General features: G+C 62.7%; 24 protein-coding genes. 9 read left to right on the top strand and 15 right to left on the bottom strand.

Annotated elements, in window-relative coordinates; all coding sequences use genetic code 11:
- Positions 1-89: 89 nt before the first annotated feature.
- The 10 genes from D5400_RS09275 to aptA all read right to left on the bottom strand — a co-directional run bounded on the left by D5400_RS09275 (position 90) and on the right by aptA (position 9,176).
- Complete coding sequence (locus D5400_RS09275; RefSeq protein WP_126009755.1) at positions 90-338, bottom strand: glycine zipper domain-containing protein; 249 nt, start codon at positions 336-338, stop codon at positions 90-92.
- Positions 339-471: 133 nt separating this feature from the next.
- Positions 472-792, bottom strand: coding sequence for a hypothetical protein (locus D5400_RS09270; protein WP_126009754.1), 321 nt, complete (start codon positions 790-792; stop codon positions 472-474).
- A 116-nt stretch (positions 793-908) separates the two neighbouring features.
- Positions 909-1,895: an ABC transporter substrate-binding protein gene (locus tag D5400_RS09265; protein WP_126009753.1), complete on the bottom strand. Its 987-nt coding sequence runs from the start codon at positions 1,893-1,895 to the stop codon at positions 909-911.
- A gap of 13 nt (positions 1,896-1,908) precedes the next feature.
- On the bottom strand, positions 1,909-2,784 hold the full coding sequence (locus D5400_RS09260; RefSeq protein WP_126009752.1) for an ABC transporter permease: 876 nt from the start codon (positions 2,782-2,784) through the stop codon (positions 1,909-1,911).
- The gene (locus D5400_RS09255) at positions 2,781-3,683 is read right to left on the bottom strand and encodes an ABC transporter permease (protein ID WP_126009751.1); all 903 of its coding nucleotides are present in this window, start codon (positions 3,681-3,683) and stop codon (positions 2,781-2,783) included. The genes D5400_RS09260 and D5400_RS09255 overlap by 4 nt, the downstream gene beginning before the upstream one ends.
- 12 nt (positions 3,684-3,695) lie before the next feature.
- On the bottom strand, positions 3,696-4,520 hold the full coding sequence (locus tag D5400_RS09250) for an ABC transporter ATP-binding protein (protein ID WP_126013019.1): 825 nt from the start codon (positions 4,518-4,520) through the stop codon (positions 3,696-3,698).
- A gap of 11 nt (positions 4,521-4,531) precedes the next feature.
- On the bottom strand, positions 4,532-5,989 hold the full coding sequence (gene hydA, locus D5400_RS09245) for a dihydropyrimidinase (RefSeq protein ID WP_126009750.1): 1,458 nt from the start codon (positions 5,987-5,989) through the stop codon (positions 4,532-4,534).
- Between the two features lie 44 nt (positions 5,990-6,033).
- On the bottom strand, positions 6,034-6,546 hold the full coding sequence (locus D5400_RS09240) for an endonuclease domain-containing protein (protein ID WP_245451495.1): 513 nt from the start codon (positions 6,544-6,546) through the stop codon (positions 6,034-6,036).
- 4 nt (positions 6,547-6,550) lie between these two features.
- Complete coding sequence (locus tag D5400_RS09235) at positions 6,551-7,798, bottom strand: Zn-dependent hydrolase (protein ID WP_126009748.1); 1,248 nt, start codon at positions 7,796-7,798, stop codon at positions 6,551-6,553.
- Between the two features lie 52 nt (positions 7,799-7,850).
- A complete protein-coding gene (gene aptA, locus D5400_RS09230; RefSeq protein ID WP_126009747.1) occupies positions 7,851-9,176 on the bottom strand; it encodes an omega-aminotransferase AptA in 1,326 nt (441 codons plus the stop codon).
- Between the two features lie 298 nt (positions 9,177-9,474).
- On the opposite strand from aptA, the gene D5400_RS09225 reads away from it, so the two are divergent.
- Complete coding sequence (locus tag D5400_RS09225) at positions 9,475-10,152, top strand: TetR family transcriptional regulator C-terminal domain-containing protein (RefSeq protein ID WP_126009746.1); 678 nt, start codon at positions 9,475-9,477, stop codon at positions 10,150-10,152.
- An 83-nt stretch (positions 10,153-10,235) separates the two neighbouring features.
- A complete protein-coding gene (locus tag D5400_RS09220; protein WP_126009745.1) occupies positions 10,236-10,544 on the top strand; it encodes an EthD family reductase in 309 nt (102 codons plus the stop codon).
- On the opposite strand, the gene D5400_RS09215 is transcribed toward D5400_RS09220, so the two are convergent.
- Positions 10,541-11,506, bottom strand: a complete 966-nt coding sequence (locus tag D5400_RS09215; RefSeq protein WP_245451494.1) for a DMT family transporter — start codon at positions 11,504-11,506, stop codon at positions 10,541-10,543. The two genes, D5400_RS09220 and D5400_RS09215, sit on opposite strands and share 4 nt — an antisense overlap.
- Before the next feature lie 129 nt (positions 11,507-11,635).
- Positions 11,636-12,949, bottom strand: a complete 1,314-nt coding sequence (gene preA, locus D5400_RS09210; RefSeq protein ID WP_126009744.1) for an NAD-dependent dihydropyrimidine dehydrogenase subunit PreA — start codon at positions 12,947-12,949, stop codon at positions 11,636-11,638.
- Positions 12,950-13,031: 82 nt separating this feature from the next.
- On the opposite strand from preA, the gene D5400_RS09205 reads away from it, so the two are divergent.
- On the top strand, positions 13,032-13,265 hold the full coding sequence (locus D5400_RS09205) for a type II toxin-antitoxin system HicB family antitoxin (RefSeq protein WP_245451493.1): 234 nt from the start codon (positions 13,032-13,034) through the stop codon (positions 13,263-13,265).
- Positions 13,266-13,505: a type II toxin-antitoxin system HicA family toxin gene (locus D5400_RS09200; RefSeq protein WP_126009743.1), complete on the top strand. Its 240-nt coding sequence runs from the start codon at positions 13,266-13,268 to the stop codon at positions 13,503-13,505.
- 32 nt (positions 13,506-13,537) lie between these two features.
- On the opposite strand, the gene D5400_RS09195 is transcribed toward D5400_RS09200, so the two are convergent.
- The 3 genes from D5400_RS09195 to ade all read right to left on the bottom strand — a co-directional run bounded on the left by D5400_RS09195 (position 13,538) and on the right by ade (position 18,443).
- On the bottom strand, positions 13,538-14,899 hold the full coding sequence (locus D5400_RS09195) for an NAD(P)-dependent oxidoreductase (RefSeq protein WP_126009742.1): 1,362 nt from the start codon (positions 14,897-14,899) through the stop codon (positions 13,538-13,540).
- Between the two features lie 249 nt (positions 14,900-15,148).
- On the bottom strand, positions 15,149-16,564 hold the full coding sequence (gene gndA, locus D5400_RS09190) for an NADP-dependent phosphogluconate dehydrogenase (protein WP_126009741.1): 1,416 nt from the start codon (positions 16,562-16,564) through the stop codon (positions 15,149-15,151).
- 88 nt (positions 16,565-16,652) lie between these two features.
- Positions 16,653-18,443 (bottom strand): adenine deaminase, encoded by a 1,791-nt coding sequence (gene ade / locus D5400_RS09185; RefSeq protein WP_126009740.1) that lies wholly within the window; start codon positions 18,441-18,443, stop codon positions 16,653-16,655.
- A 190-nt stretch (positions 18,444-18,633) separates the two neighbouring features.
- Between ade and D5400_RS09180 the strand changes: the two genes are divergently transcribed.
- The 5 genes from D5400_RS09180 to D5400_RS09160 all read left to right on the top strand — a co-directional run bounded on the left by D5400_RS09180 (position 18,634) and on the right by D5400_RS09160 (position 23,116).
- Positions 18,634-18,918, top strand: coding sequence for an acyl carrier protein (locus D5400_RS09180; RefSeq protein WP_126009739.1), 285 nt, complete (start codon positions 18,634-18,636; stop codon positions 18,916-18,918).
- Positions 18,919-19,050: 132 nt separating this feature from the next.
- A complete protein-coding gene (locus D5400_RS09175) occupies positions 19,051-19,554 on the top strand; it encodes a 3-hydroxyacyl-ACP dehydratase FabZ family protein (protein WP_126009738.1) in 504 nt (167 codons plus the stop codon).
- Positions 19,551-20,750 carry a beta-ketoacyl-ACP synthase gene (locus D5400_RS09170; RefSeq protein WP_126009737.1) on the top strand — a complete coding sequence of 400 codons (1,200 nt, stop codon included), beginning with the start codon at positions 19,551-19,553 and terminating at the stop codon, positions 20,748-20,750. Before D5400_RS09175 ends, D5400_RS09170 begins: the two co-directional genes overlap by 4 nt.
- Positions 20,747-22,027 (top strand): beta-ketoacyl-ACP synthase, encoded by a 1,281-nt coding sequence (locus D5400_RS09165; protein ID WP_126009736.1) that lies wholly within the window; start codon positions 20,747-20,749, stop codon positions 22,025-22,027. Before D5400_RS09170 ends, D5400_RS09165 begins: the two co-directional genes overlap by 4 nt.
- 60 nt (positions 22,028-22,087) lie before the next feature.
- Entirely contained in the window at positions 22,088-23,116 is a 1,029-nt protein-coding gene (locus D5400_RS09160) for a zinc-binding dehydrogenase (RefSeq protein WP_126009735.1), read from the top strand.
- Positions 23,117-23,122 lie beyond the last annotated feature (6 nt).

The raw sequence follows: 23,122 nt of genomic DNA, 5'->3' as shown, positions 1-23,122 counted from the left end.
CACCGGGCTGCGCCTATTTCCTCAACTGAGCGCATTAAAAAAACGCGCCGCATTTCTGCGGCGCGCTTGAACGTGATCTGAAATCGATATCAGCAAGCAGCTGTATAGCGGCGGCCGTAGCGATCTTCGTAGATGCACTGGTTGTTGTTTTCAGATGCGCGGCCGATCAATGCGCCGCCGACTGCGCCAGCTGCACCACCGATCAGAGCGCCGTCAGTACCACCGACTGCTGCACCGATTGCTGCGCCGCCAACGCCACCCACCACAGCGCCCTGCTGCGTCTGCGTGCATGCTGCGAGCGGGAGGGCGAGAAGGGCGACTGCGAGTGTTTTTTTCATGATTTATGTTCCCAATAACCGAAACTGGAGCGGAGATTTCCGCGGTTGACCGATTGCAAGACCGGGAGCCCACACTCCCCTCCGTCGCCTAGCATCGCACTCGAAACGCGAAAGTCGCCAAATGGTTCCGTGCTTACTGACGCGATGTTTTCGTCAGTGCAACGTCACTCGACGCATAGAGCGAATCGCCTGCTACCACATCGACCAGAAGCTCGCCGCTGGTGTTGAAGTCCCAGGCTACGATCGCGTCCTGTTCGAAATCGGCAGGATCGACGACTGCACACTGACCGTAGACCACGGGATGATCGTTGCTGATACTGCGCAGCACCGGCTCCATATCCTGTTCGCACATCTGCACGGTTTCATAACCGACGGTCGGCGCTGAAAGTTCGCGGCATTCGATGTCGCCGTGACCACATCCGATAAGCACCATAATCGCTGCAATATGTTCCATCGGTCCGTCCTCTCATGGGATCGTTTCGATGGAAAAATGCAGCCGGTGGGACTTGGTTCCGCCGGCTGCACAGAAATCAAACCGATGTCAAGCGCCCATATGCAGGCGCTCGTCTTTTAGAGCTGGTCGGTGACGACGGTCGAGAACGCGCCTTCCGGTTCTGCTGTGATGGCCGGATTGTCTGGCGAAACCGCGTTCAGCAGCGTCTGAACCGTCTGCTCATAGGCAGCCTCGTCCAGTGCTGCACTGTCGCCCACGAGCGCAGCCGCTTCTTCGACCTGGTAGACCTGGCTTTCAAGCGTGAGCGCGCCGGACATGTCGTTCTCCAGAACGATCTCGGCGGCCTCCTGCGGGTTTTCCTTGGCATGTTCCCAGCCGCGCATGGAAGCGCGGACGAAGCGCACCATCTTGTCGACGAAGGCTTCGTCGGCGAGATCTTCCTCCAGCACATAGATGCCGTCTTCCAGCATGCCGACGCCTTCATCGAGGAAGTTGAAGACGGTCAGGCTGTCTTCCGGAATGCCGGCATCGAGGATCTGCTTGTACTCGTTGTAGCGCATGGTGGAGATGCAATCGGCCTGGCCCTGCAGCAGCGGGTCTGCGGAGAAAGCCTGCCGCAGCACTTCGACGCCCTCGTCGCCACCTTCCGTGGAATAGCCGAGCTTCGCCATCCAGGCATAGAACGGATACTCGTTGCCGAAGAACCAGACACCGAGCGTCTTGCCCGGGAAGTCTTCGGTGGTTTCGACACCACTTTCCTCGGAGCAGACCAGCTGCAGTGCCGAGCCCTGGAATGGCTGGGCGATGTTCACCAGTGCCACGCCGCGCTCGCGCGCAGCGAGAGCAGCCGCCATCCAGGTCGTGATCACGTCGGCCCCACCGCCGGCGATCACCTGCTCGGGCGCGATATCCGGGCCACCCGGGTTGATCGTCACGTCGAGGCCTTCCTCTTCGTAATAGCCAAGATCCTTGGCAACCAGATAGCCGGCGAACTGGCCCTGATTGACCCATTTCAGCTGGAAGGTCAGCGGCTCGAGATCCTGGGCATGGGCGCCCGTCATCATCAGGCCGGCGAGTAGCGTGGAGGCGAGAAGTTTCTTCATTGTGCCATTCCCCTTATTGTCCCGTCCGCCCACCACGGACCGACGGATGCCAGAAGGTGACGCGCCTCTCGATGAGCGCGATCAACCCGTAAAAAAGCGAGCCGGCAAGCGCGGCAACCGCGATCTCGGCCCAAACCATATCCACCTGCAGGCGCCCGATGGCGGACGATATGCGGAAGCCCATGCCGACGATCGGCGTGCCGAAGAATTCCGCCACGATCGCGCCAATCAGCGCCAGCGTCGAGTTGATCTTCAGCGCGTTGAAGATGAACGGCCAGGCGGCCGGCAGACGCAACTTGAAAAGCCCCTGCCAGTAGCTCGCCGCATAAGTGTGCATCAGGTCGCGTTCCATCGCGTTCGCGGCGGCCAGTCCGGCGACGGTGTTCACCAGCATCGGGAAGAACGTCATGACCACCACGACGGCTGCCTTCGACTGCCAGTCGAAGCCGAACCACATGACCATGATCGGCGCGATGCCGACGAGCGGTAGCGCCGAGACGAAGCTGCCGATCGGCAACAAACCGCGCTTCAGGAAGGGTGAACGATCGATCGCGATGGCAACCACCAGGCCTGCGGCGCAGCCGATGGCGTAGCCGATGAGAACCGATTTCAGGAAGGTCTGGCGGAAATCAGCCCACAGCGTCGGCACGGAGCTGGTGATCTGCGCCCAGATCGCGCTTGGCGGTGGCAGGAGAACCGGCGGCACGTTGAACCCCCGTACCAGGCCTTCCCACAATGCAAGCAGCGAGACCCCGAAGAGGATTGGCACGACGAGATTGATCGCGCGGCGTGCCCCGGCCTGTCGCGTTTCGACCCGCACGAGATATTCGTTGGCCGCCCAGCAGCCCAGCCACACGACAAGCGCAAATATGATCCAGCCTGCGTTCATGGCCGCACTCCCATGCGCCTCAGCACGATGCGCTCGACGATGCCGATCACGAAGATCAGCGTCGCGGAAAGTGCTGCTGCCATGAAGAGTGCCGCCCAGATCTGCGTGGTCTGGCCATAGTAGCTGCCGGCAAGCAGGCGCGATCCGAGACCACCGGCTGCACCGGTCGGCAATTCGCCAACGATCGCGCCGACGAGACTTGCCGCGACACCAACCTTCATCGAGGTGAAGAGGTAGGGCATGGCGCTTGGCCAGCGCAGCTTGCCGAACACCTGGCCACGCGAGGAATGGTATGTGCGCATGAGATCGAGCTGCAGCGCATCGGGGCTGCGAAAGCCTTTCACCATGCCGACGACGACCGGGAAAAACGAAAGATAGGTAGAGATCAGCGATTTCGGCACGAGACCGGTCAGACCGATCGATGCGAGCACGACGACGATCATCGGCGCGATCGCAAGGATCGGGATTGTCTGCGATGCGATCAGCCACGGCATCAATGATCGGTCGACTGCGCGGTTGTGCACGATCAGAACGGCCAGCGCGATCCCGAGCAATGTCCCCATGACGAAGCCGAGAAGCGTCGCCGACAACGTGATCCAGGCATGGTAGACGAGGCTGCGGCGCGAGGTGACATCCTGCATCGCCACCGAATTCCACAGTTCGACCAGAACCTGGTGCGGCGCCGGCAAGACCGGCCGATCCTGCGCGAATGTACCGGCGACGAACTGCCAGAGCGTCCAATCGGCCTGCCCTGCCCGGTCGAACACCTGCAGCTGCCACCGGGCATTGAGCCAGATGGTGCAGGCATACCAGATGACGAGGATGGCAAGCACCATCGTCGCCACCGGCACAGCGCGGCCTTCGGTCAATCGGCGGCGGGGGGCGGTAGCAGCCGTCATTGCACGCAACGCTCAATCATAGCTGTGCCCTGCCCTCAGCCCATCGCGGACGCGGGCAGCAATGGCGAGGAACTCCGGCGTTTCGCGGATCTCCAGCGGACGATCGGTACCAAGGTCGCAATCGATCACTTCGTGGATCCGGCCCGGCCTTGGGCTCATCACCACGATTTTCGTCGAGAGGAACACGGCCTCGGGGATCGAGTGCGTGACGAAGACAACGGTCTTTTGCGTCTTCGCCCAGAGCTTCAGCAGTTGTTCGTTCAGATGATCGCGCACGATCTCGTCCAATGCGCCGAACGGCTCGTCCATCAGCAGCATGTCTGGATCAAAGGACAGCGCACGCGCGATCGACGCACGTTGCTGCATGCCGCCGGACAGCTGCCAGGGAAACTTGTTTTCGAAGCCGGCGAGATCGACCAGCGCGAGATTGTCGCGGATGCGCGTCTGCCGCTCGGCCGCACTGAAGCCCATGACCTCGAGCGGCAGCGCGATGTTCTTGCCGATCGTGCGCCACGGGTAGAGTGCCGGTGCCTGGAAGACGTAGCCGTAGGCCCGCGCCTTGCGTGCCGCTTCCGGGCTGAGACCATTGACCGAGATGGCGCCGCCGGTCGGCTGTTCCAGATCGGCGATGACGCGCAGAAGCGTGGTTTTGCCACAGCCGGACGGCCCGATGAAGGACACGAACTCACCTTGTCGGACCGTGAGGTTGATCTTCGACAGGGCATGGACTGGCCCGTCGCCGGTTTGGAAGGTGAGATCGAGGTCGCGCGCTTCGATGACCGGCTTGCCGAAGTTCGCCGGCACTGGATCGCTCTTCACTGTCGTCTGTCCGGGCATTGCCACGTTCATCAGACCCCGCTCGCCGGAATGCCGGTGCGTTCGACCTTGCGTGGAGCGGTCAGTTCCTTCCAGGTGGAAAGCGCGCGGTTGACCGGTTGGTCGGGCTTGCGTGCCACGAACCGCCCGTGACCCATGCGTCCTTCGAAATTGCCGTCGCGCACCGCGACATGGCCGCGCGTCAGCACGAAGCGTGGCAGGCCGGTGACTTCGACACCCTCGAACACGTTGTAGTCGATCGCAGAGGCCTGGGTGTCGGCAGCGATCGTCTTCTTCGCCTTGGGGTCGAGCACGAGGATATCGGCATCAGCACCGACGAGGATCGCGCCCTTCTTGGGGTACATGTTCATGATCTTGGCGATGTTGGTGGAGGTGACGGCCACGAATTCGTTCATCGTCAACCGGCCTGTCGCGACACCCTTGGTCCAAAGCACCGGCAACCGGTCTTCAAGCCCTCCCGTGCCATTCGGGATCTTGGTGAAATCGCCGACCCCATAACGCTTCTGCTCGGTCGTGAACGCGCAATGGTCCGTCGCGACCACCTGCAGAGACCCGGCGGCAAGACCAGCCCACAGGCTGTCCTGATGCTGTTTGGACCGAAACGGCGGCGACATGACGCGCCGCGCCGCATGATCCCAATCCGGGTGCTGATACTCGGTCTCATCCAGGACGAGATGCTGGACGAGCGGCTCGCCATAGACACGCTTGCCGAGCTGGCGCGCACGACGGATCGCCTCATGCGCCTCTTCGCAGGAGACGTGCACGATGTAGAGCGGAACGCCGGCCATGTCGGCGATCATGATCGCCCGGTTGGCTGCCTCGCCTTCCACCTGCGGCGGGCGGGAATAGGCATGGGCTTCCGGCCCGTTATTGCCTTCCGCCAGCAATTTCTGCTGAAGCGAAGCGACGACATCGCCGTTCTCGGCATGAACGAGCGGCAGTGCGCCGAGCTCGGCGCAGCGCTGGAACGAGGCGTACATCTCATCGTCATTGACCATGAGAGCGCCCTTGTAGGCCATGAAATGCTTGAAGGTGTTGATGCCCTTCTCGCGAACGACCGTCTCCATCTCGTTGAAGACCTGCTCGCCCCACCAGGTGACCGCCATGTGGAACGAGTAGTCGCACATCGCCTTGGTCGATTTGTTGTCCCAGGCCTGCAGCGCCTCGAGCAGCGACTGCCCCGGCGCCGGCAGGCAGAAATCGACGACCATCGTCGTGCCGCCCGACAGAGCCGCCCGGGTGCCGGTCTCGAAATCATCGGACGAATAGGTGCCCATGAAGGGCATTTCGAGATGCGTGTGTGGGTCGATGCCGCCCGGCATGACATAGCACCCCGTCGCGTCCAGCACCTCGTCCCCCGAAAGGTTGGCCCCGATCTTCGTAATCACCCCGTTCTCGATCAGCACATCGGCTTCATAGGTGAGATCGGCCGTGACGACCGTGCCGTTCTTGATGACTTTGGTGGACATGATTATTCCCCTTCACATCTCTTCGTATCTGCGGCGCCGCCCCCTCACCCGCCGCTGCGCGTCGACCTCTCCCCAAGGGGAGAGGAGGCAGCGCGCTGAGCCGCCGGTGAAAAACGAAGCTCCGAACTTGCCACCACGATTTGCCGCTCCAACACCGATAATATGGTCTCAAGAATAGCTCGTCGTTCTTGGAGGACCTCATGGTTCCAGAACCGCAGAACAGAATATCCTTGAGCATTGAGCCAGTTCGTGCGCAGAACGTCGTGTGCGGAGCCAGCGTGTTGAAAACCGTCCAGTTCGACGACAAGTCGTTTTGCGCGACAAACGAAGTCTGCAAAATACGGGCCGATTGGCATTTGCCGCACGAATTTGTGGCCGTTCAGCTGCCGGTTCCGTAACTCACCCCAACGCCGATATTCCGCCTCGGTCTCATCGGAGCGAAGTCGCCTGGCCGTTATCGTCGCACCCTCACGGCGCCCAGGAAGCGAAGCCCCGCCTCTCCCCTCGGTGGAGAGGGTGGCCGAAGCGTAGCGCAGGTCGGGTGAGGGGCCGTGCATCGCGTTACTCCACGATCTCCGCAGTCTCCACGACCGCATGGAAAAGCACGTCGGCGCCGGCTTTCGCCCATTCTTTTGTAATCTCTTCGTCTTCGTTGTGGCTGAGGCCGTCGACGCAGGGGCACATGACCATCGCGGTTGGCGCAACGCGGTTGATCCAGCAGGCGTCGTGACCGGCGCCCGATACGATGTCGCGGTGGCTGTAGCCGAGACGTTCAGCAGCGCCGCGGATGGCAGAAACGCAACCGGCGTCGAAGGTGACGGGATCGAAATGGCCGACCGCTTCGATGTCGATGCCAAGGCCAAGCTCTGCCGCAATTTTCGGCGCCTCTGCCTCCAGTCGTGCCTTCATCGCATCGAGCGTCGCCTGATCCGGCGAGCGGAAATCGACGGTGAAGACGACCTTTCCAGGGATGACGTTGCGGGAATTCGGAAACACCTCGCAGTGACCGATCGCACCGACGGCGTTCGGCTGGTGATCCATGGCGATGGTGTGCACGAGCTCCGTGATGCGCGCCATGCCGAGGCCGGCATTCCGCCGCATCGGCATCGGCGTAGAGCCGGTATGAGCGTCTTTCCCCGACAGCGTGATCTGCAGCCACCAGAGGCCCTGGCCATGGGTGACGACGCCGATGTCCTTGCCTTCCTTTTCGAGGATCGGGCCCTGCTCGATGTGCAGTTCGAAGAACGCCTTCATCTTGCGCTGACCGATCGGCTCTTCACCCTTCCAGCCGATGCGCTCCAGTTCGTCGCCGAATTTCAAGCCCTTGGCGTCTGTGCGCGAGAGTGCCCAGTCAAGCTCGTGGATTCCGGCAAAGACACCGGAGGCGAGCATCGCGGGGGCGAAGCGCGTGCCCTCCTCGTTCGTCCAGTTGGTGACGACGATCGGATGCCTGGTCTTGATGTCGAGGTCGTTGAGCGTGCGGATGACTTCGAGCCCGCCGAGAACGCCCAGCACGCCATCATATTTGCCGCCGGTCGGCTGCGTGTCGAGGTGGCTGCCCACATAGACCGGAAGCGCGTCCGGATCGGTGCCTTCGCGGCGATGGAACATGTTGCCCATCTCGTCCACGCCCATGGTGAGGCCTGCCTCGTCGCACCAGCGCTTGAAGAGGTGCCGTCCCTCGCCATCCTCGTCGGTCAGGGTCTGGCGGTTGTTGCCGCCGCGCAGGCCAGGGCCGATCTTGGCCATGTCCATCAGGCTGTCCCACAGGCGATCGCCGTCGACGCGCATGTTTCCAGCAAGTGCCATGGCCAGTCCTTTCAGTATGCAAGATAAAGCGGATCGATATCGGCGGGCGCCGTCAGTCCAGCGACGTCAGAATGTCCTTCAGCGTGTCGAAGATGAAGTCGATCTGGCTCTTCTCGATGATGAGCGGCGGTGACAGCGCGATAATGTCACCGGTCGTGCGGATGAGCAGGCCCGCATCATAGGCCTTGAGGAACGCCGAGAAGGCGCGCTTCGTCGGCAGCCCGGCGATCGGCTCCAGCTCGATGGCCCCGATCAGGCCGATCGAGCGTAGGTCGATGACATGCGGCAGGCCTTTCAGCGAATGGAGCGCATCGGCCCAATAGGGTGCGAGTTCGGCAGCCCGCGTGAGCAGCCCCTCTTCCTGATAGGTGTCGAGCGTGCCGAGTGCCGCGGCAGACGCGATCGGATTGCCCGAATAGGTATAGCCGTGGAAGAATTCGATCAGGTGCTCCGGCCCGGTCATGAAGGCATCGTAGATGTCCTTCTTCACGAACACCGCGCCCATCGGAATGACCCCGTTGGTCAGCCCCTTCGCCGTCACCATGATGTCTGGCGTCACGCCGAAATAGTCGGCGGCGAACGGTGTGCCGAGCCGGCCGTACCCGGTGATGACTTCATCGAAGATCAGAAGAATGCCGTGCTGGTCGCAGATTTCTCGCAGCTTTTTCAGGTATCCCTTCGGCGGGACAAGCACGCCGGTGGAACCGGCCACCGGCTCGACGATGACGGCAGCGATGGTCGAGGGATCATGCAGGGTCGCGATCCGCAGCAGGTCGTCGGCCAGTTCCGCGCCATGCTCCGGCTCGCCGACCGTATAAGCGTTGCGGTCGAGATCATGCGTGTGGCGCATGTGATCGACGCCCGTGAGCAGCGTTCCGAACATCTTGCGATTGGTAACGATGCCGCCGACGGAAATGCCGCCGAAATTGACGCCGTGATAGCCGCGCTCGCGCCCGATCAGGCGGAAGCGTGAGCCTTGGCCCTTGGCGCGTTGATAGGCAATCGCGATCTTCAGCGCGGTATCGACCGACTCCGAGCCCGAATTGGTGAAGAAGACGTGGTCGAAGCCTTCCGGCGTGATCTGAGTCAGGCGCGAGGCAAGCTCGAACGCCTTTGGGTGGCCCATCTGAAACGCGGGCGCATAATCGAGCTCACCCGCCTGCTGGCGGATGGCCTCCACGATCTTCGGGCGGTTGTGACCGGCATTGCAGCACCAGAGACCAGCCGTACCATCGAGCACCTGGCGGCCATCGGATGTGGTGTAATGCATCCGGTCGGCCGACACGAACATGCGCGGCGCCTGCTTGAACTGCCGATTCGCCGTAAACGGCATCCAGAAGGCTTCAAGATTGTTGGTTCTCACAGGTGCGCTGGCCATGAGCGGCATGCCTCCCGCATGGACGCGGCTGTGCGCCTGCCGCCATGCCTTGAAATGTTGATCCCCTGGCCAATCCGCCCGTCCCGCGCAAGCGGAGGTCTTTCTTTGCGAAGACCTTCAAAAACTTGACTGATTGGTCAAAATGTACGCTAGAAGAGCAGCATAGGCCGGTCAAGCCCGATTTCTGCAAGCCGCCGCTTGAGCCACAGACGCGTGTCTCGGCATGCGCCCGGGGCGTGATATCCGGCCAGAGATCGGCGCTGGTCGACAGCCTTTCGGACGGCTCGGGGGAGTGGCAATGGACGTTCGTGCGAAGCCGAAATCGCGCAAGTCGCGGCTGTCGGAAGACCAGCAGCCGGCTGAAAAGCGCACGCGCATCCAGGCGATCAACCGCGGCCTGATCATCGATGCGGCGCTCGACATTTTCTCCACCTACGGCTTTCGCGGATCGACGATCGACCAGATCGCGGAAAAGGCCGGCATGTCGAAGCCGAACCTCCTCTATTATTTTCCGCGCAAGGACGACATCTACGTCACCGTGCTGGAAAAGACGCTCGAGGAGTGGCTTGATCCCTTCGAGGCGATCGATCCCGATGGCGATCCGATCGAAGAACTGCGCCGCTACATAACGCTGAAGCTCGAAATGTCGGCCCGCAAGCCCGAGGCGTCACGGCTCTTCGCCAACGAGATCCTGCACGGCGCACCGCGCATCGGGCATTTTCTTGAAACCCATTTGAAGAAGCTGGTGCGCGAAAAGGCCGCCGTTCTTTCCCGCTGGACCAGCGAAGGTCGGCTTGCGCCCGTGGATCCCTATCATCTGATTTTCAGCATCTGGGCAATGACGCAACACTACGCGGACTTCGACGTCCAGATCCGCGCCGTGCTCGGCCATCAGGTCGACCAGCCGGGCCACCATGAGCAAACCGCGCAGGCGGTGCTGACGATTCTCCTGAACGGCATTCGCCCGAGAGCCTGAAGACGGGACCCGCACCAAGGTCGCCATTGTTCTGGCTGCCGACCGCTGCAAGAGTGCGTGCGCACCCCAGGGAGGATCCGACCATGGCCAAGCTCATCGCGCTCTACAAGCAGCCTGCAAATACCGAGAAATTCGATGCGTATTATCGGGACACGCATATTCCGCTCGCGAAGACCATTCCAGGGCTGACGAATTACGAGATCAGCACCTCGTCGATCGCGACGCCCGAAGGGCAAGCGCCCTACTACCTGATCGCGATGCTGTCGTTCGATTCGCTCTCGGCGATCAACGAGGGACTGCAGTCTCCGCAGGGACAGGCAACGGCTGCAGATCTGGCCAATTTTGCCGATGCAGGCGTCGATCTCATCTTCTTCGACGACGAAAAAGTCTAATCGGCCGCGACAACGAGCACCACGAGGCCAAGCACGGTCACGAGTGCGCCGGCAAGCACGCTCAAAGTCGTCCACCCTGCCCCGGACAAGCCTTCCAGCACGATGATGATGCTTGGAATCAGGTAGGAATAGCCGAACACCTTCGAGACGGGCAGACGCATCGACGCGTATTGCAGAAGGAAGAAACTCACCCCCGTCGCGAAGATCGCGAGATAGACGACCGTCAGCCACACGATGCCCGGCAAATTCGCCCAGTCGGTGCGCGCGATCTCGCCGGCGCCGTAGATGATAATGCAGAGCGCCGTGCCAAAGAGCGTCCAGAACGTGAAGTAGACGATGGGCTCGCCCCGATTGAACTTCTTGACGAGCGGCGCGTAGATCGCGTGTGCGACGCAGCCGATGAAGAAGATCGCCTCTCCCGTGCCGATCTGGAAACCGAGCAGCGCGTCGAGGCTTCCGCCAAAGATGACCCAGACGGCACCGGCGCCGGCGACCAGCAGGCTGATGAGCACGACTGGACTTGCCTTCTGGCCGAGCAGCAGGAAGCCGAAGCCGGCGCTCATGAAGGGGATGAGCGTGAAGACGGCGCCGCTCGAAACGGGGCTCGTCAGGCCGAGCGAGATGAACATGGTGACGAAATAGATCGCCATCAGGGCGCCCAGCACCAGGTAGCGCCATGGCGCCCGCGGCACGGACAAGAGCCGGTGCGGCGTTCCCCGCAGAAGGAGTGCCGCCGCCACCGCCATGATGGCGACGCCGATGGCGAACCGGATGGCATTGAGAGCCACCGGCCCGATGTGCGGCGCCGCCCGCGAGCCGAGCGAGAACGATATCGCGACGATCAGCGCGAAGCCGACCATTGCGAGATGTCCAAACAGCTTCTCCTGCCCAATGGCGTAGCTGGTGGTGGCCGGCCGAACCGGACTGTCGGAGATCGAGGCCTGCTGGACATCTGTGCGCATGGCTGATCCCTACCCGGCTTCGTGAAGCGATGCCAGATCGTTAGCAGCTGTGCGTGTGGCAAAATGAAAAGAGCCCCGGCGGTCACACCGGGGCTCGAAAGTCTTTTTGAAGGAGAACGACGCGTCCGCTTACTCGGCAGCTTCCTTGACGGCCATCGGGTTGTTCGGGTGCTGCGTCCAGTTGGCGTAATTCGGGTCGATCGGACGACCGGTCCGCGGGTCGGCGCCGGCAACGAGTTGCTCCATCGTAATGCAGTCTTCCACCGGGCAGACATTGACGCAGAGATTGCAGCCGACGCACTCGTCGTCCATCACCTCGAAATGGCGAACGCCATCGACCATCGAAGTGATCGCCTGGTGCGACGTGTCCTCGCAGGCGATGTGGCAGCGGCCACACTTGATGCAGAGATCCTGGTCGATGCGCGCCTTGGTCACATAGTTGAGGTTGAGATACTGCCAGTCGGTGACGTTCGGCACTGCCATGCCCTGGAAGTCCGAGATCGTGCGGTAGCCCTTCTCGTCCATCCAGTCGGAAAGCCCGTCGATCATTTCCTGCACGATCTTGAAGCCGTAGGTCATGGCCGCCGTGCAGACCTGCACGGTGCCGCAGCCGAGCGCGATGAATTCGGCCGCATCGCGCCAGGTGGTGACGCCACCGATGCCCGAGATGGGCAGCCCGCGCGTTTCGCCATCCCGCGCGATTTCCGCCACCATGTTGAGCGCGATCGGCTTTACCGCCGGGCCGCAATAGCCGCCATGCGATCCCTTGCCGTCGATCGATGGTTCCGGCGAGAAGGTGTCGAGATTGACCGACGTGATCGACGAGATCGTGTTGATCAGCGAGACTGCATCCGCACCACCGCGCTTTGCCGCACGGGCCGGATAGCGGATATCCGTGATGTTCGGCGTCAGCTTCACGATGACCGGCAGGCGCGAATACATCTTGCACCACTCGGCGACCATCTGGATGTATTCCGGCACCTGGCCGACGGCCGCACCCATGCCGCGCTCGCTCATGCCGTGCGGGCAACCAAAATTGAGCTCGATCCCGTCGGCGCCCGTATCTTCGACACGCGGCAGGATCGCCTTCCACTCGGCTTCCTCGCAGGGAACCATGATCGAGGCGATCATCGCGCGGTCCGGCCAGCGCCGCTTGACCTCGGCGATCTCGCGCAGGTTCGTCTCAAGGTCGCGGTCGGTGATGAGCTCGATATTGTTCAGACCGAGCAGGCGCCGGTCCGGACCCCAGATCGCGCCATAGCGCGGCCCGTTGACGTTGACGACCGGAGGCCCTTCCGAGCCGAGCGTCTTCCAGACGACCCCGCCCCACCCGGCTTCGAAGGCGCGCTCGACATTGTAGGCCTTGTCGGTCGGCGGCGCCGAAGCCAGCCAGAACGGATTGGGCGACTTGATGCCGAGAAAATTGGTGGAAAGATCAGCCATGATGGGCACTCCCTCTCATTTGAGCAGGACGATGTTCTTTGCTAGGCTGGCGTCGCACCGCATGCGAGCCGAGGAGATTTCTGTGACCGAGCAGGGACGGAGTTTCACGATCAATCTGAACCCTCAGCCGGAAGGCGGTTTCACGGTGCTTGTGCCGGCGCTTCCCGAGGTGGTGACGGAGGGCGAAACGCGCGAAGAGGCTTTGGCCAACGCCCGTGAAGCCATCGAGGCCATGCTTGCCGTGTACCGCGAGGAAGGCTGGCCCATCCCCGCAGACGTTCCAACCGAAGTTGAGCACTTGACTGTCGCTGCCTGAATGATGGCCGACCGCATCCCCGCGTTGAGCGGGCGCGATGTCGTCAGAGCGCTTGAGCGCGCCGGCTTCGTCGTGATCCGCGTTTCGGGCAGCCACCACATCCTGCGGCATGAAGGACCGCCAGTGCGAATTGTGACGGTTCCGGTCCATGGGTCGACGTCGCTGAAGCGAGGCACGCTCGCCGCCATCATTCGTCAGTGCGGGATGAGCCCGGAGTCGTTCACAGCGCTGATCCGCTGAACCTGGCCTCCGGCCGTCGCGACCGGCAGGCATCAGCTGCCGCCCATCAAGGCGGCGTGGATGTCCATGGCGGCGATCTTGCCGTCTTCGACGGAGACGACCGTCAGGTCCTCGCCGCCGAAGATGCAGTCGCCACCGGCCCAGACCTTGGCAAGCGATGTACGCCGCTTCTCGTCGGTTAGGATGCGGCCCTTTTCGAGCCGGATGTCGGTGCCGGCGAGCGGACCGGCATCGAAGGTCTGGCCGATTGCTTTGAAGACCTGGTCGGCCGGCAGGATCATCGTCTCGCCGGTACCGATGAGCTGACCGTTCGGCTGCGCGGTGTATTCCAGTTCGATGCCGACGATCGCGCCGCCCTCGCCGCGCAGGAGCGACTTCGGCTTCAGCCAGTGACGGATCGTAACACCGGCGGTCTTGGCGACTTCCTGCTCGTACTCGGACGCATTCATTGCCTCCTGGCCGCGGCGGTAGCAGATCGTCACGTCTTCCGCGCCGAGCAGCTTGACCTGCGTCGCGACGTCGATCGCCGTCATGCCGCCGCCGATGACGACGACGCGGCGGCCGACCGGCAGCGAGGCAAGATCGTCGGTTTGGCGGAGCTTTGCGATGTAGTCGACCGCATCGATGCAGCCTTCGGCATCCTCGCCTTCGAGGCCCAGATCGTTCACGCCCGGCAAGCCCATTCCGAGGAAGACGGCATCGAAATCGGCCGTCAGATCCGAAAGAGCGATGTCGCGGCCAAGCGCCGTCGAAGCCTTGATCTCGATGCCGCCGAGGCCAAGGATAAAGTCCAGTTCCGCCTGAGCGAAGCCGTCAACCGACTTATAGGCAGCGATCCCGTATTCGTTGAGGCCGCCGGCCTTTTCGCGGGCATCGAAAACCGTCACTTCATGGCCGAGCGCGGCAAGACGGTGAGCGCAGGACAGACCGGCCGGACCGGCGCCGACGACCGCAACGCGCTTGCCGGTCGGCTCGGCGCGCGTGAAGGGATGCGTTGATGCGGTCTCCATCAGATGGTCCGTCGCGTAGCGCTGCAACTGACCGATCTTGACCGGCTTGCCTTCCGCCACTTCGCGCACGCAGACCTCTTCGCACAGCGTCTCAGTCGGACAGACGCGGGCGCACATGCCACCCATGATGTTGGATTTGAGGATGGTCTTGGCCGCGCCCGTAGGATTGTCGGCGGCGATCTGGCGGATGAACAGCGGAATGTCGATCGAGGTCGGACACGCGTTCATGCACGGCGCATCGTAGCAGAAATAGCAACGATCGGCCTCTACGAACGCCTCGTGGCGATCGAGCGGCGGATGCAGGTCGGAGAAATTCGTCGAGTACTCCTCGGGCGCGAGCCGGCCAGGCTTCACGTCCCGTGCGGCTGGCACGGAAATCGTCATTGTTCCACCTCGGGTTCAGCCGGTCGCGCCCTCGGTCATCCGCCCGGTCCCACCCCGATGCGTGCCGATTTTTTGTGGGTCTGCCGATCCGGCGTCTTCTTATTGCGGTGAGAATGAGCGGAAAAATTTAAGGCGTCAATTTTTTTATCATCCGATCAAAAAATTCTTCGCGCCGTGTTGCCGCAAACGAAAACGGAGCCCTTGAAAGGCTCCGTTCAGTGAAGTCTGTATGTGTGATCTGCCTGCCCGTCAGGCGTTCCATTGCCCGTGGTGCGGGCCAGAACCGTCGAGCCGTTCGAAGCCATGCGCACCGAAGAAATCGCGCTGCGCCTGGATGAGATTGGCGGTGCCGCGCGCCTGCCGATAGGTATCGTAATAGGCGAGCGCTGCCGAAAGCGCCGGCGTCGGTATGCCGGAGGTCGCCGACAGAGCGACGATCTTGCGCAGGCCGACGGAAGAGTCCCTCATCATCGCCGAGAACCTCGGCGTGACGAGAAGGTTGGCTGTCCCGCTCTCGGCCTCGAAGGTGGCTGCGATCTCGTCGAGGAATTGCGAGCGGATGATGCAGCCCGCACGCCAGATCCGAGCGATGGTTGCGAGCGGCAGGTCCCAGCCGTGATCGGCGGATGCGCCAGCCATCACCGCGAAGCCTTGCGCATAGGCCGCGATCTTCGCGGCAAGCAAAGCCTGCTCAAGCTGGTCGATGATGCCCGCCCGGTCGATCGACGCATCGAGCAGCTCGATTGGACCGAAGACCTGTTCGGCCGCTTCGCGTTCCGCCTTCATGGCGGACAGGATGCGCGCAGCCACCGCTGATTCGATCGTGGTCGCGGCAACGCCGATCATCTGCGCCTCGATCGCCGCCCAGCGTCCCGTGCCCTTCTGGCCCGCACTGTCGAGAATCTGATCGACGAGCGCGCCGCCTGTCTCCGCGTCCTTGGCCGCGAGTGTCTTCGCCGTCACGTCGATCAGGTAGGAATTGAGCGGTCCCTCGTTCCATCGCGCGAAGATGTCGGCCATCTCGGCCGGGGCCATGCCGAGACCGTCGCGCATGATGCCGTAGATCTCGGCGATCATCTGCATGTCGGCATATTCGATGCCATTGTGGATCGTCTTGACGAAATGGCCGGCGCCGTCGGCTCCGAGATGGGCGACGCAAGGCTCGCCTTCGAAACGGGCAGCGATCGCCTTCAGCATGGGCTCTACGCGCTGATAGGCCTCTGCCGTGCCACCAACCATGATCGAGGGACCGTGACGGGCCCCCTCCTCACCGCCGGACACGCCCATGCCGATGAAGGTGAGGCCGGAATCTTCCAGTTCCTTCGACCGGCGCACCGTATCGTGGAAGTTGGCGTTGCCGGCATCGATGATGATGTCACCGGCTTGAAGCAAAGGCCGCAGCGCCGCGATCTGCTCGTCGACCGCCGCCCCTGCCTTCGTCATGATGATGATTGGCCGCGGCGCACGGATTGCGCCGACAAGAGCTTCCAGCGAGCGGCAAGGAACGATCCGGTCCTTGAGCGCTCCGGCTTCGGCATGGAAGGCATCGACTTTTTCGGTCGTGCGGTTGGCGACTGCGATGGTGCTGGCGTTTTCAGCAATGTTGAGCGCGAGATTGCTGCCCATCACGCCAAGGCCGATGAGGCCGATTTCTGCTTCAGGCATGTCTTCGATCCATTGAAATCCGACCATCTAAATGGATTTAGACCGGCGGATCGCAACCCCGCTTATGCATCTGTGATGAAGAACAAGCTCAGGCGAACAGTTCCACGAACTCGAACTTGCGCACGTCAACCAGACCCAGATCGGAAATGCGCAGTTCGGGGATGACGACAAGCGCCAGCAGCGAATGCTGCATATAGGCATTGTTCAGCGTGCAGCCGCATTCGGCCATGGCATCGACCATGCGCTGCGCTTTCTCGGCCACGATCTCTGCCGGCTCGTCCGACATCAGGCCGGCGATCGGCAGTTCGACGAGCGCGATCTCCTTGCCGTCCTTGAAGACGCAGATGCCGCCGCCGACTGCCGCCAGCCGGTTGGCCGCTTCCGCCATGTTCTCCTTCGACGTGCCGACGACGATCATGTGGTGGCTGTCATGGGCGACGGTGGATGCGACAGCGCAGGCGCCCTTGTAGCCGAAACCGGAAACGAAGCCGTTGACGACGCCGCCGGTCGCCCGGTGCCGCTCCACAAGCGCGATCTGGCAGACATCCCGGTCGCGGTCACCGCGCACGAGACAATCGCGCACCGGCAGTTCCACCTGAAGCGCCCGCGTCGGCGCCTGGTTCTCGACCATGCCGATGACATTGGCGGTGACGATATCCGCGCCCTTCGGCGCATGGATGTCGAAATCGACCGACACAAGCGCCCGGCCGAGCTTGACCGTATCGCGTGCGGTCTTCGGATAGTCGAACGCCACGCGCTCGACCGTGCAGACACCTTGTTCCGCCGCAACGACACCGCGGGCCAGCACCAGCTCCACAGGCAGCGTCTCAAGGTCGGAGGTGAGGATCAGGTCGGCGCGTCGGCCAGGCGTGATCGAGCCGAGTTCACGCTCCAGACCGAAATGGCGCGCGGTGTTGATCGTCGCCATCTGGATCGCCAGCATCGGCGATGCACCGCATTCGATGGCATGACGAACGACCCGGTTCATGTGCCCTTCATTGACCAGCGTTCCGGAATGGCTGTCGTCGGTGCACAGGATGAAATTGGAGGCATCGAGGCCCTTTTCGGTCACGGCCGTGATCTGGCTCTTCACGTCGTACCAGGCCGATCCGAGCCGAAGCATCGCGCGCATGCCCTGCCGAACACGTGCGATCGCGTCCTCTTCCCGCGTCCCCTCGTGATCGTCGGCCGGGCCGCCGGCCACATAAGCGTGGAAGGCGGAACCGAGATCGGGCGAGGCATAGTGGCCGCCGACCGTCTTGCCGGCATTCTGCGTTGCGGCGATCTCGCCCAGCATCTTCGGGTCGGCATTGGCAACGCCCGGAAAATTCATCATCTCGCCAAGCCCGATGATCTGCGGCCAGGCCATCGCTTGCGCCACGTCATCCGGTGTGATCTCGAAGCCCGTGGTTTCGAGCCCAGGCGCCGACGGCGCGCAGGACGGCATCTGGACATAGACGTTGATCGGCTGGAGCACCGCCTCGTCATGCATCAGCTTCACGCCGGCAAGACCGAGAACGTTGGCGATCTCGTGCGGATCGATGAACATCGAGGTCGTGCCGTGCGGCAGAACGGCCCGCACGAATTCACCGACCGTCAGCATGCCCGATTCCACGTGCATGTGCGCATCGCAAAGCCCCGGCACGAGATAGCGCCCGTTGGCATCGATCACCCGCGTGTCGGGCCCGATCATCGCCGAGGCATCAGGACCGCAATAGGCGAATCGTCCCTCGGCGATCGCGATATCCGTCGCCTCTATGATTTCGCCGGAATGGACATTCACCCACCGGCCGTTGCGGATCACCGTGTCGGCAGGTTCGCGACCGGCGGCCACGCCGATCAGGCGGCGGGCGGCTTCAGGCCAAGTCTTGATCGTCATGGGAGCTGTCCTTCCGGCTGACACGTCTTCATCGTCGCTTGAAGCAAGCGATACGCCAGTTCGCATGTGCACGTAAACATGCAGCACGGCGATCCTGTCGCTGTCCGCGAAAGGCCCCGGCGGCCATTGGCAATCCGTCGGCTTTTGCCTATAGCTCCTCCGCAAAACGGCATCAGATGAGGAATTCTTCGTGTCCGCCACCTTCGACAAAGTCGCCGACATCATCGCGGAAACCAGCGAAATCGACCGCGACAAGATCACGCCCGAAAGCCACACGATCGACGATCTGGGCATCGACAGCCTCGACTTCCTCGACATCGTCTTTGCGATCGACAAGGAATTCGGCATCAAGATCCCGCTTGAAAAGTGGACCCAGGAAGTAAATGACGGCCAGGTTTCCACCGAAGAATACTTCGTGCTGAAGAACCTCTGCGCCAAGATCGACGAGCTGCGCGCCGCCAAGGCCGCAAGCTGAACCCTGGGGCGATTTCGCTTTTCTTCGAATCGCTCAATGACTCCAAGTTTTTGATTTGACGCGCTTCCAGGCGGTGAACCGGTATCCACTTTGCCTGGAAACGCTCTAGCGCCTCGAATGGGCGGAGCCGGGATGCTTCTTGAATATTTCCAGATGATCGATCGCGTCGAAATGGTCGATCTCGAAGGCGGCAAGCTCGCTGCCCGCTCCACTACGCCCGAAAGGAGCCCCGTCTTCGAGGGCCATTTTCCAGGCCTGCCCCTCGTGCCGGGCGTGCTCCTGATCGAGACGATGGCGCAGGCGTCCGGCTATCTCATCCTGGCCAAGACCAGTTTTGAATCGATGCCGTTCCTCGTATCCGTGGACAAGGCGAAGCTCCGCACCTTCGTCGAGCCGAACACGCCGCTGTCGGTCGCAGCAACGCTGGTGCACGAAGGCTCTGGCTTTGCCGTGATGAAGGGCACGATCGAACGCGAGGGAAAGCGCATTGCCGATTGCGAGCTGAAGCTGCGCATCCTGCCCGCCGATAATACAGTGCTTGCTGCCGAGGTGAAGAAGCGCGCGCTCGATATCGGCTTGATGGACGCCATCACCGTGGATCGTGCCGCACGCACAGTCTCTGGAGACGCCACATGAACACTACGCCGCAACGGGTCGTGATCACAGGCATCGGCATCGTCACAAGCCTTGGTGTCGGCCGCTCCGCGCATGAAGCACTGCTCGCCGGTACCACATCGCCGGAGCCGGTCGTCGACAGTGCGCGCTATGCGCCCTATTCCGTGCACCCGCTGCCTGAAATCGACTGGTCGGCGCAGATTCCGAAGCGCGGCGACCAGCGCCAGATGGACGACTGGCAGCGCCTCGGCGTCTTCACTGCAGGCCTGGCGCTCGAAGATGCCGGGCTGAAGGACGACGCGGAAGCGACTGCGTCGATGGACATGATCGTCGCGGCCGGCGGCGGCGAGCGTGATCTGACCGTCGACACGCTGATCATCGACGAGGCGGCAAACCACAACGATCGCGAACGGCTTCTCAACGAAAAGCTGATGACGGAACTGCGCCCGACGCTGTTTCTGGCGCAGCTGTCGAACCTGATGGCCGGAAATATCTCGATCGTCCACAAGGTCACGGGCTCGTCCCGCACCTTCATGGGCGAGGAGGCTGCCGGTATTTCGGCCGTCGAAACGGCATTCGCGCGGATCCGGGCGGGCCAATCCACCCACGCGCTCGTCGGCGGCGGACATGTAGCAGAACGTCCCGACATGCACTTCGTGTTCGAAGGCATCCAGGCGCTGGCGCAGGGCGACTGGCAGCCGCTCGTCGCGCGCTCTAATCAAGCCGGCGGCGGTATCGTGCTCGGTTCGGCAGCCTGCTTCCTTGTGCTGGAATCGCTGGACCGGGCAACTGCCCGCGGCGCAACGATCTATGCGGAAATCGAGGCCGTCGAAGGGGACCGTGGCTCGCGCGACGACGAGGGGCTCGAACGCCGATTGCAAAGCATGATCGACGGCGCGGCGACACCTGATCTCATCGTTTCGGGCGCAAGCGGCCTCGTCGGCATCACCGAGCGCGAAGCGTCGGTCTGGCGCAACAGCTTCCCCGATGCGATCCTGCGGCGATACGCCAACGTCGTTGGCCACGCGCTGGAAGCCCAGTTCCCAATTGGCCTCGGCCTTGCAGCGCTCGCTTTGAAGGCAGATGTCGCGATCGCGCCGTTCGAGGCCGACGACAAAGCGCTCGACAAGCCGGTCGACACCGCGCTCGTCACAACGGTCGGCTATGTGCGCGGCGAAGGCGTCGCTCGTCTCTCCCGCGTCGGAGGCAAGGCATGACATCCTATCGCGATCACAAGGGCCGGCCGATCGTTGCCGTCACCGGCATTGGCATCGTATCCTCGCTCGGACGCGGCAAGGCCGACAATTGGCAGAAGCTTTCAGGCGGCGTGTCGGGCATCCACCCGATCTCGCGCTTCCCGACCGACGGATTGTCGACGAAAATCGCGGGAACCGTCGAATTCGTCAACGTGCCGCTGATCAACGCGACCGAGATTTCCTTCGCCATGGCGCGTGAAGCGACCGAGGAAGCACTCGCCGAAGCAGGCTTGTCCGGCGAATTCGGCGGGCCGCTCTTCCTGGCGGCACCACCGATCGAAGCCGAATGGTCGACCCGATTCGGTTATGCCGACATGGCACGCGCGATCGAGGCCGAAGGCAACGCCTATGAGCGCTTCAACGCCGTGCTGCGCGAGCGCGCTGACCCCGATCTGCACCAGGCCGTCCTTTTCGGCACGATCTCCGAGCGGCTCGCCGACAAGTTCGGTACACGCGGCCTGCCGGTCACGCTGTCCACTGCTTGCGCTTCGGGCGCAACGGCGATCCAGCTCGGCGTCGAGGCGATCCGCCAGGGCCGCACCGACCGTGCATTGACGGTTGCAACGGACGGGTCTGTTTCGGCGGAGTCGCTGGTCCGCTTCTCGCTCCTCTCGGCGCTGTCGACCCAAAACGATCCGCCGGAAAAGGCGTCGAAGCCGTTCACCAAGGACCGCGACGGCTTCGTGCTGGCGGAAGGTGCGGCAACGCTGGTGCTCGAATCGCTGGAAAGCGCGATTGCCCGGGGTGCGCGCGTGCTCGGCATCGTCGCCGGCTGTGGCGAGAAGGCCGATCATTTCCACCGCACCCGCTCCTCACCCGATGGTGGGCCGGCAATCGCGACGATCCGTGAAGCCATGGCCGATGCCGGGCTCGACGCGAGCCAGATCGGTTACGTGAACGCCCACGGCACCTCGACGCCAGAAAACGACAAGATGGAATATCTGGCGATCTCGTCGGTCTTCGGCGACCACCTGCCGAACGTGCCGGTCTCGTCGAACAAATCAATGATCGGCCATACGCTGACGGCGGCCGGTGCGATCGAAGCGGTTTTCTCGCTGCTGACGATAGCGAACGGCACGCTGCCGCCCACCATCAATCACGACAATCCGGACCCGGCGATCGATCTCGACGTCGTGCCGAATATCAAGCGCGACAAGGCCGTCACCAGCGTTCTGTCGAACTCCTTCGGCTTTGGCGGGCAGAACGCCTGTCTTGTCATGACGGCAGAACCGGCCTAACTGACCGGCCAATCATCCGAAAGACCGAACAGGCGCCTTGAAAGGCGAAGGTATATCCGCATGCGTGCCCTCCAGCTTATCGAAGACCGCAAGCTCGAAATCGCCGATATCGCACCGCCTCCCCCGCCGACCCATGGCGAAGTGACCGTGCGCATTCGGGCCGTCGCGCTGAACCACATCGATGTCTGGGGCTGGCGCGGCATGGCCTTTGCCAAGCGCAAGATGCCGCTGGTCATCGGCGCGGAAGCCGCCGGCGAAGTCGAAACGGTTGGACCTGGCGTCGGCCATTTGCAGCCGGGCCAGATCGTGGCGATCTATGGTGCGCGCACCTGTGGCCTTTGCCGCCATTGCCGCGCGGGCCGCGACAATCTCTGCGAAAACGTGTCCGGCGTGCATGGCTTCCACCTCGATGGCTTTGCGCAGGAAAAGGTCAATCTTCCCGCACGCCTGCTCGTCCCGGCCCCGCCCGGCGTCGATGCGGTGGCTGCGGCGCTCAGCCCCGTCACCTTCGGCACGGTCGAGCACATGCTCTTCGACAACGCCAAGCTTGAGCCCGGCGAAACGATCCTCGTCCATGCCGGCGGCTCCGGCATCGGCACGGCAGCGATCCAGCTTGCCAAGAAAATGGGCTGCACCGTGATCACCACGGTCGGATCGGACGACAAGATCGAGAAGGCGAAGGCGCTTGGCGCCGATCACGTCATCAACTACCGCGAAGACCGCTTCGAGGGCGTGGTGCGCAAGCTCACGAAGAAAAAGGGCGTCGACGTCGTGTTCGAGCATGTGGGCGCCGACACCTGGGCCGGCTCCATGCTCTGCCTGAAGCGCGGCGGTCGCCTGGTCACCTGCGGCTCGACATCGGGCGTTTCCACCTCGATCAACCTCATGCACGTCTTCCAGCAGCAATTGCGGATCATCGGGTCGTTCGGCTGCCGCATGGAGAACATGGCAGACGCCATGGAGAAGATGGCGCGCGGCATCGCGCATCCCGTGATCGACACGGAAGTTGGCTTTGACGATCTCGACATGGCCCTGAAGCGCATGGAAGGCCGGCAGGTCTTCGGCAAGATCATCCTGAAGATCGATTGACAGGCA

This window comes from Georhizobium profundi, from assembly GCF_003952725.1.
GTDB lineage: Bacteria > Pseudomonadota > Alphaproteobacteria > Rhizobiales > Rhizobiaceae > Georhizobium > Georhizobium profundi.
This window is presented reverse-complemented; position numbering and strand designations above follow the sequence as displayed.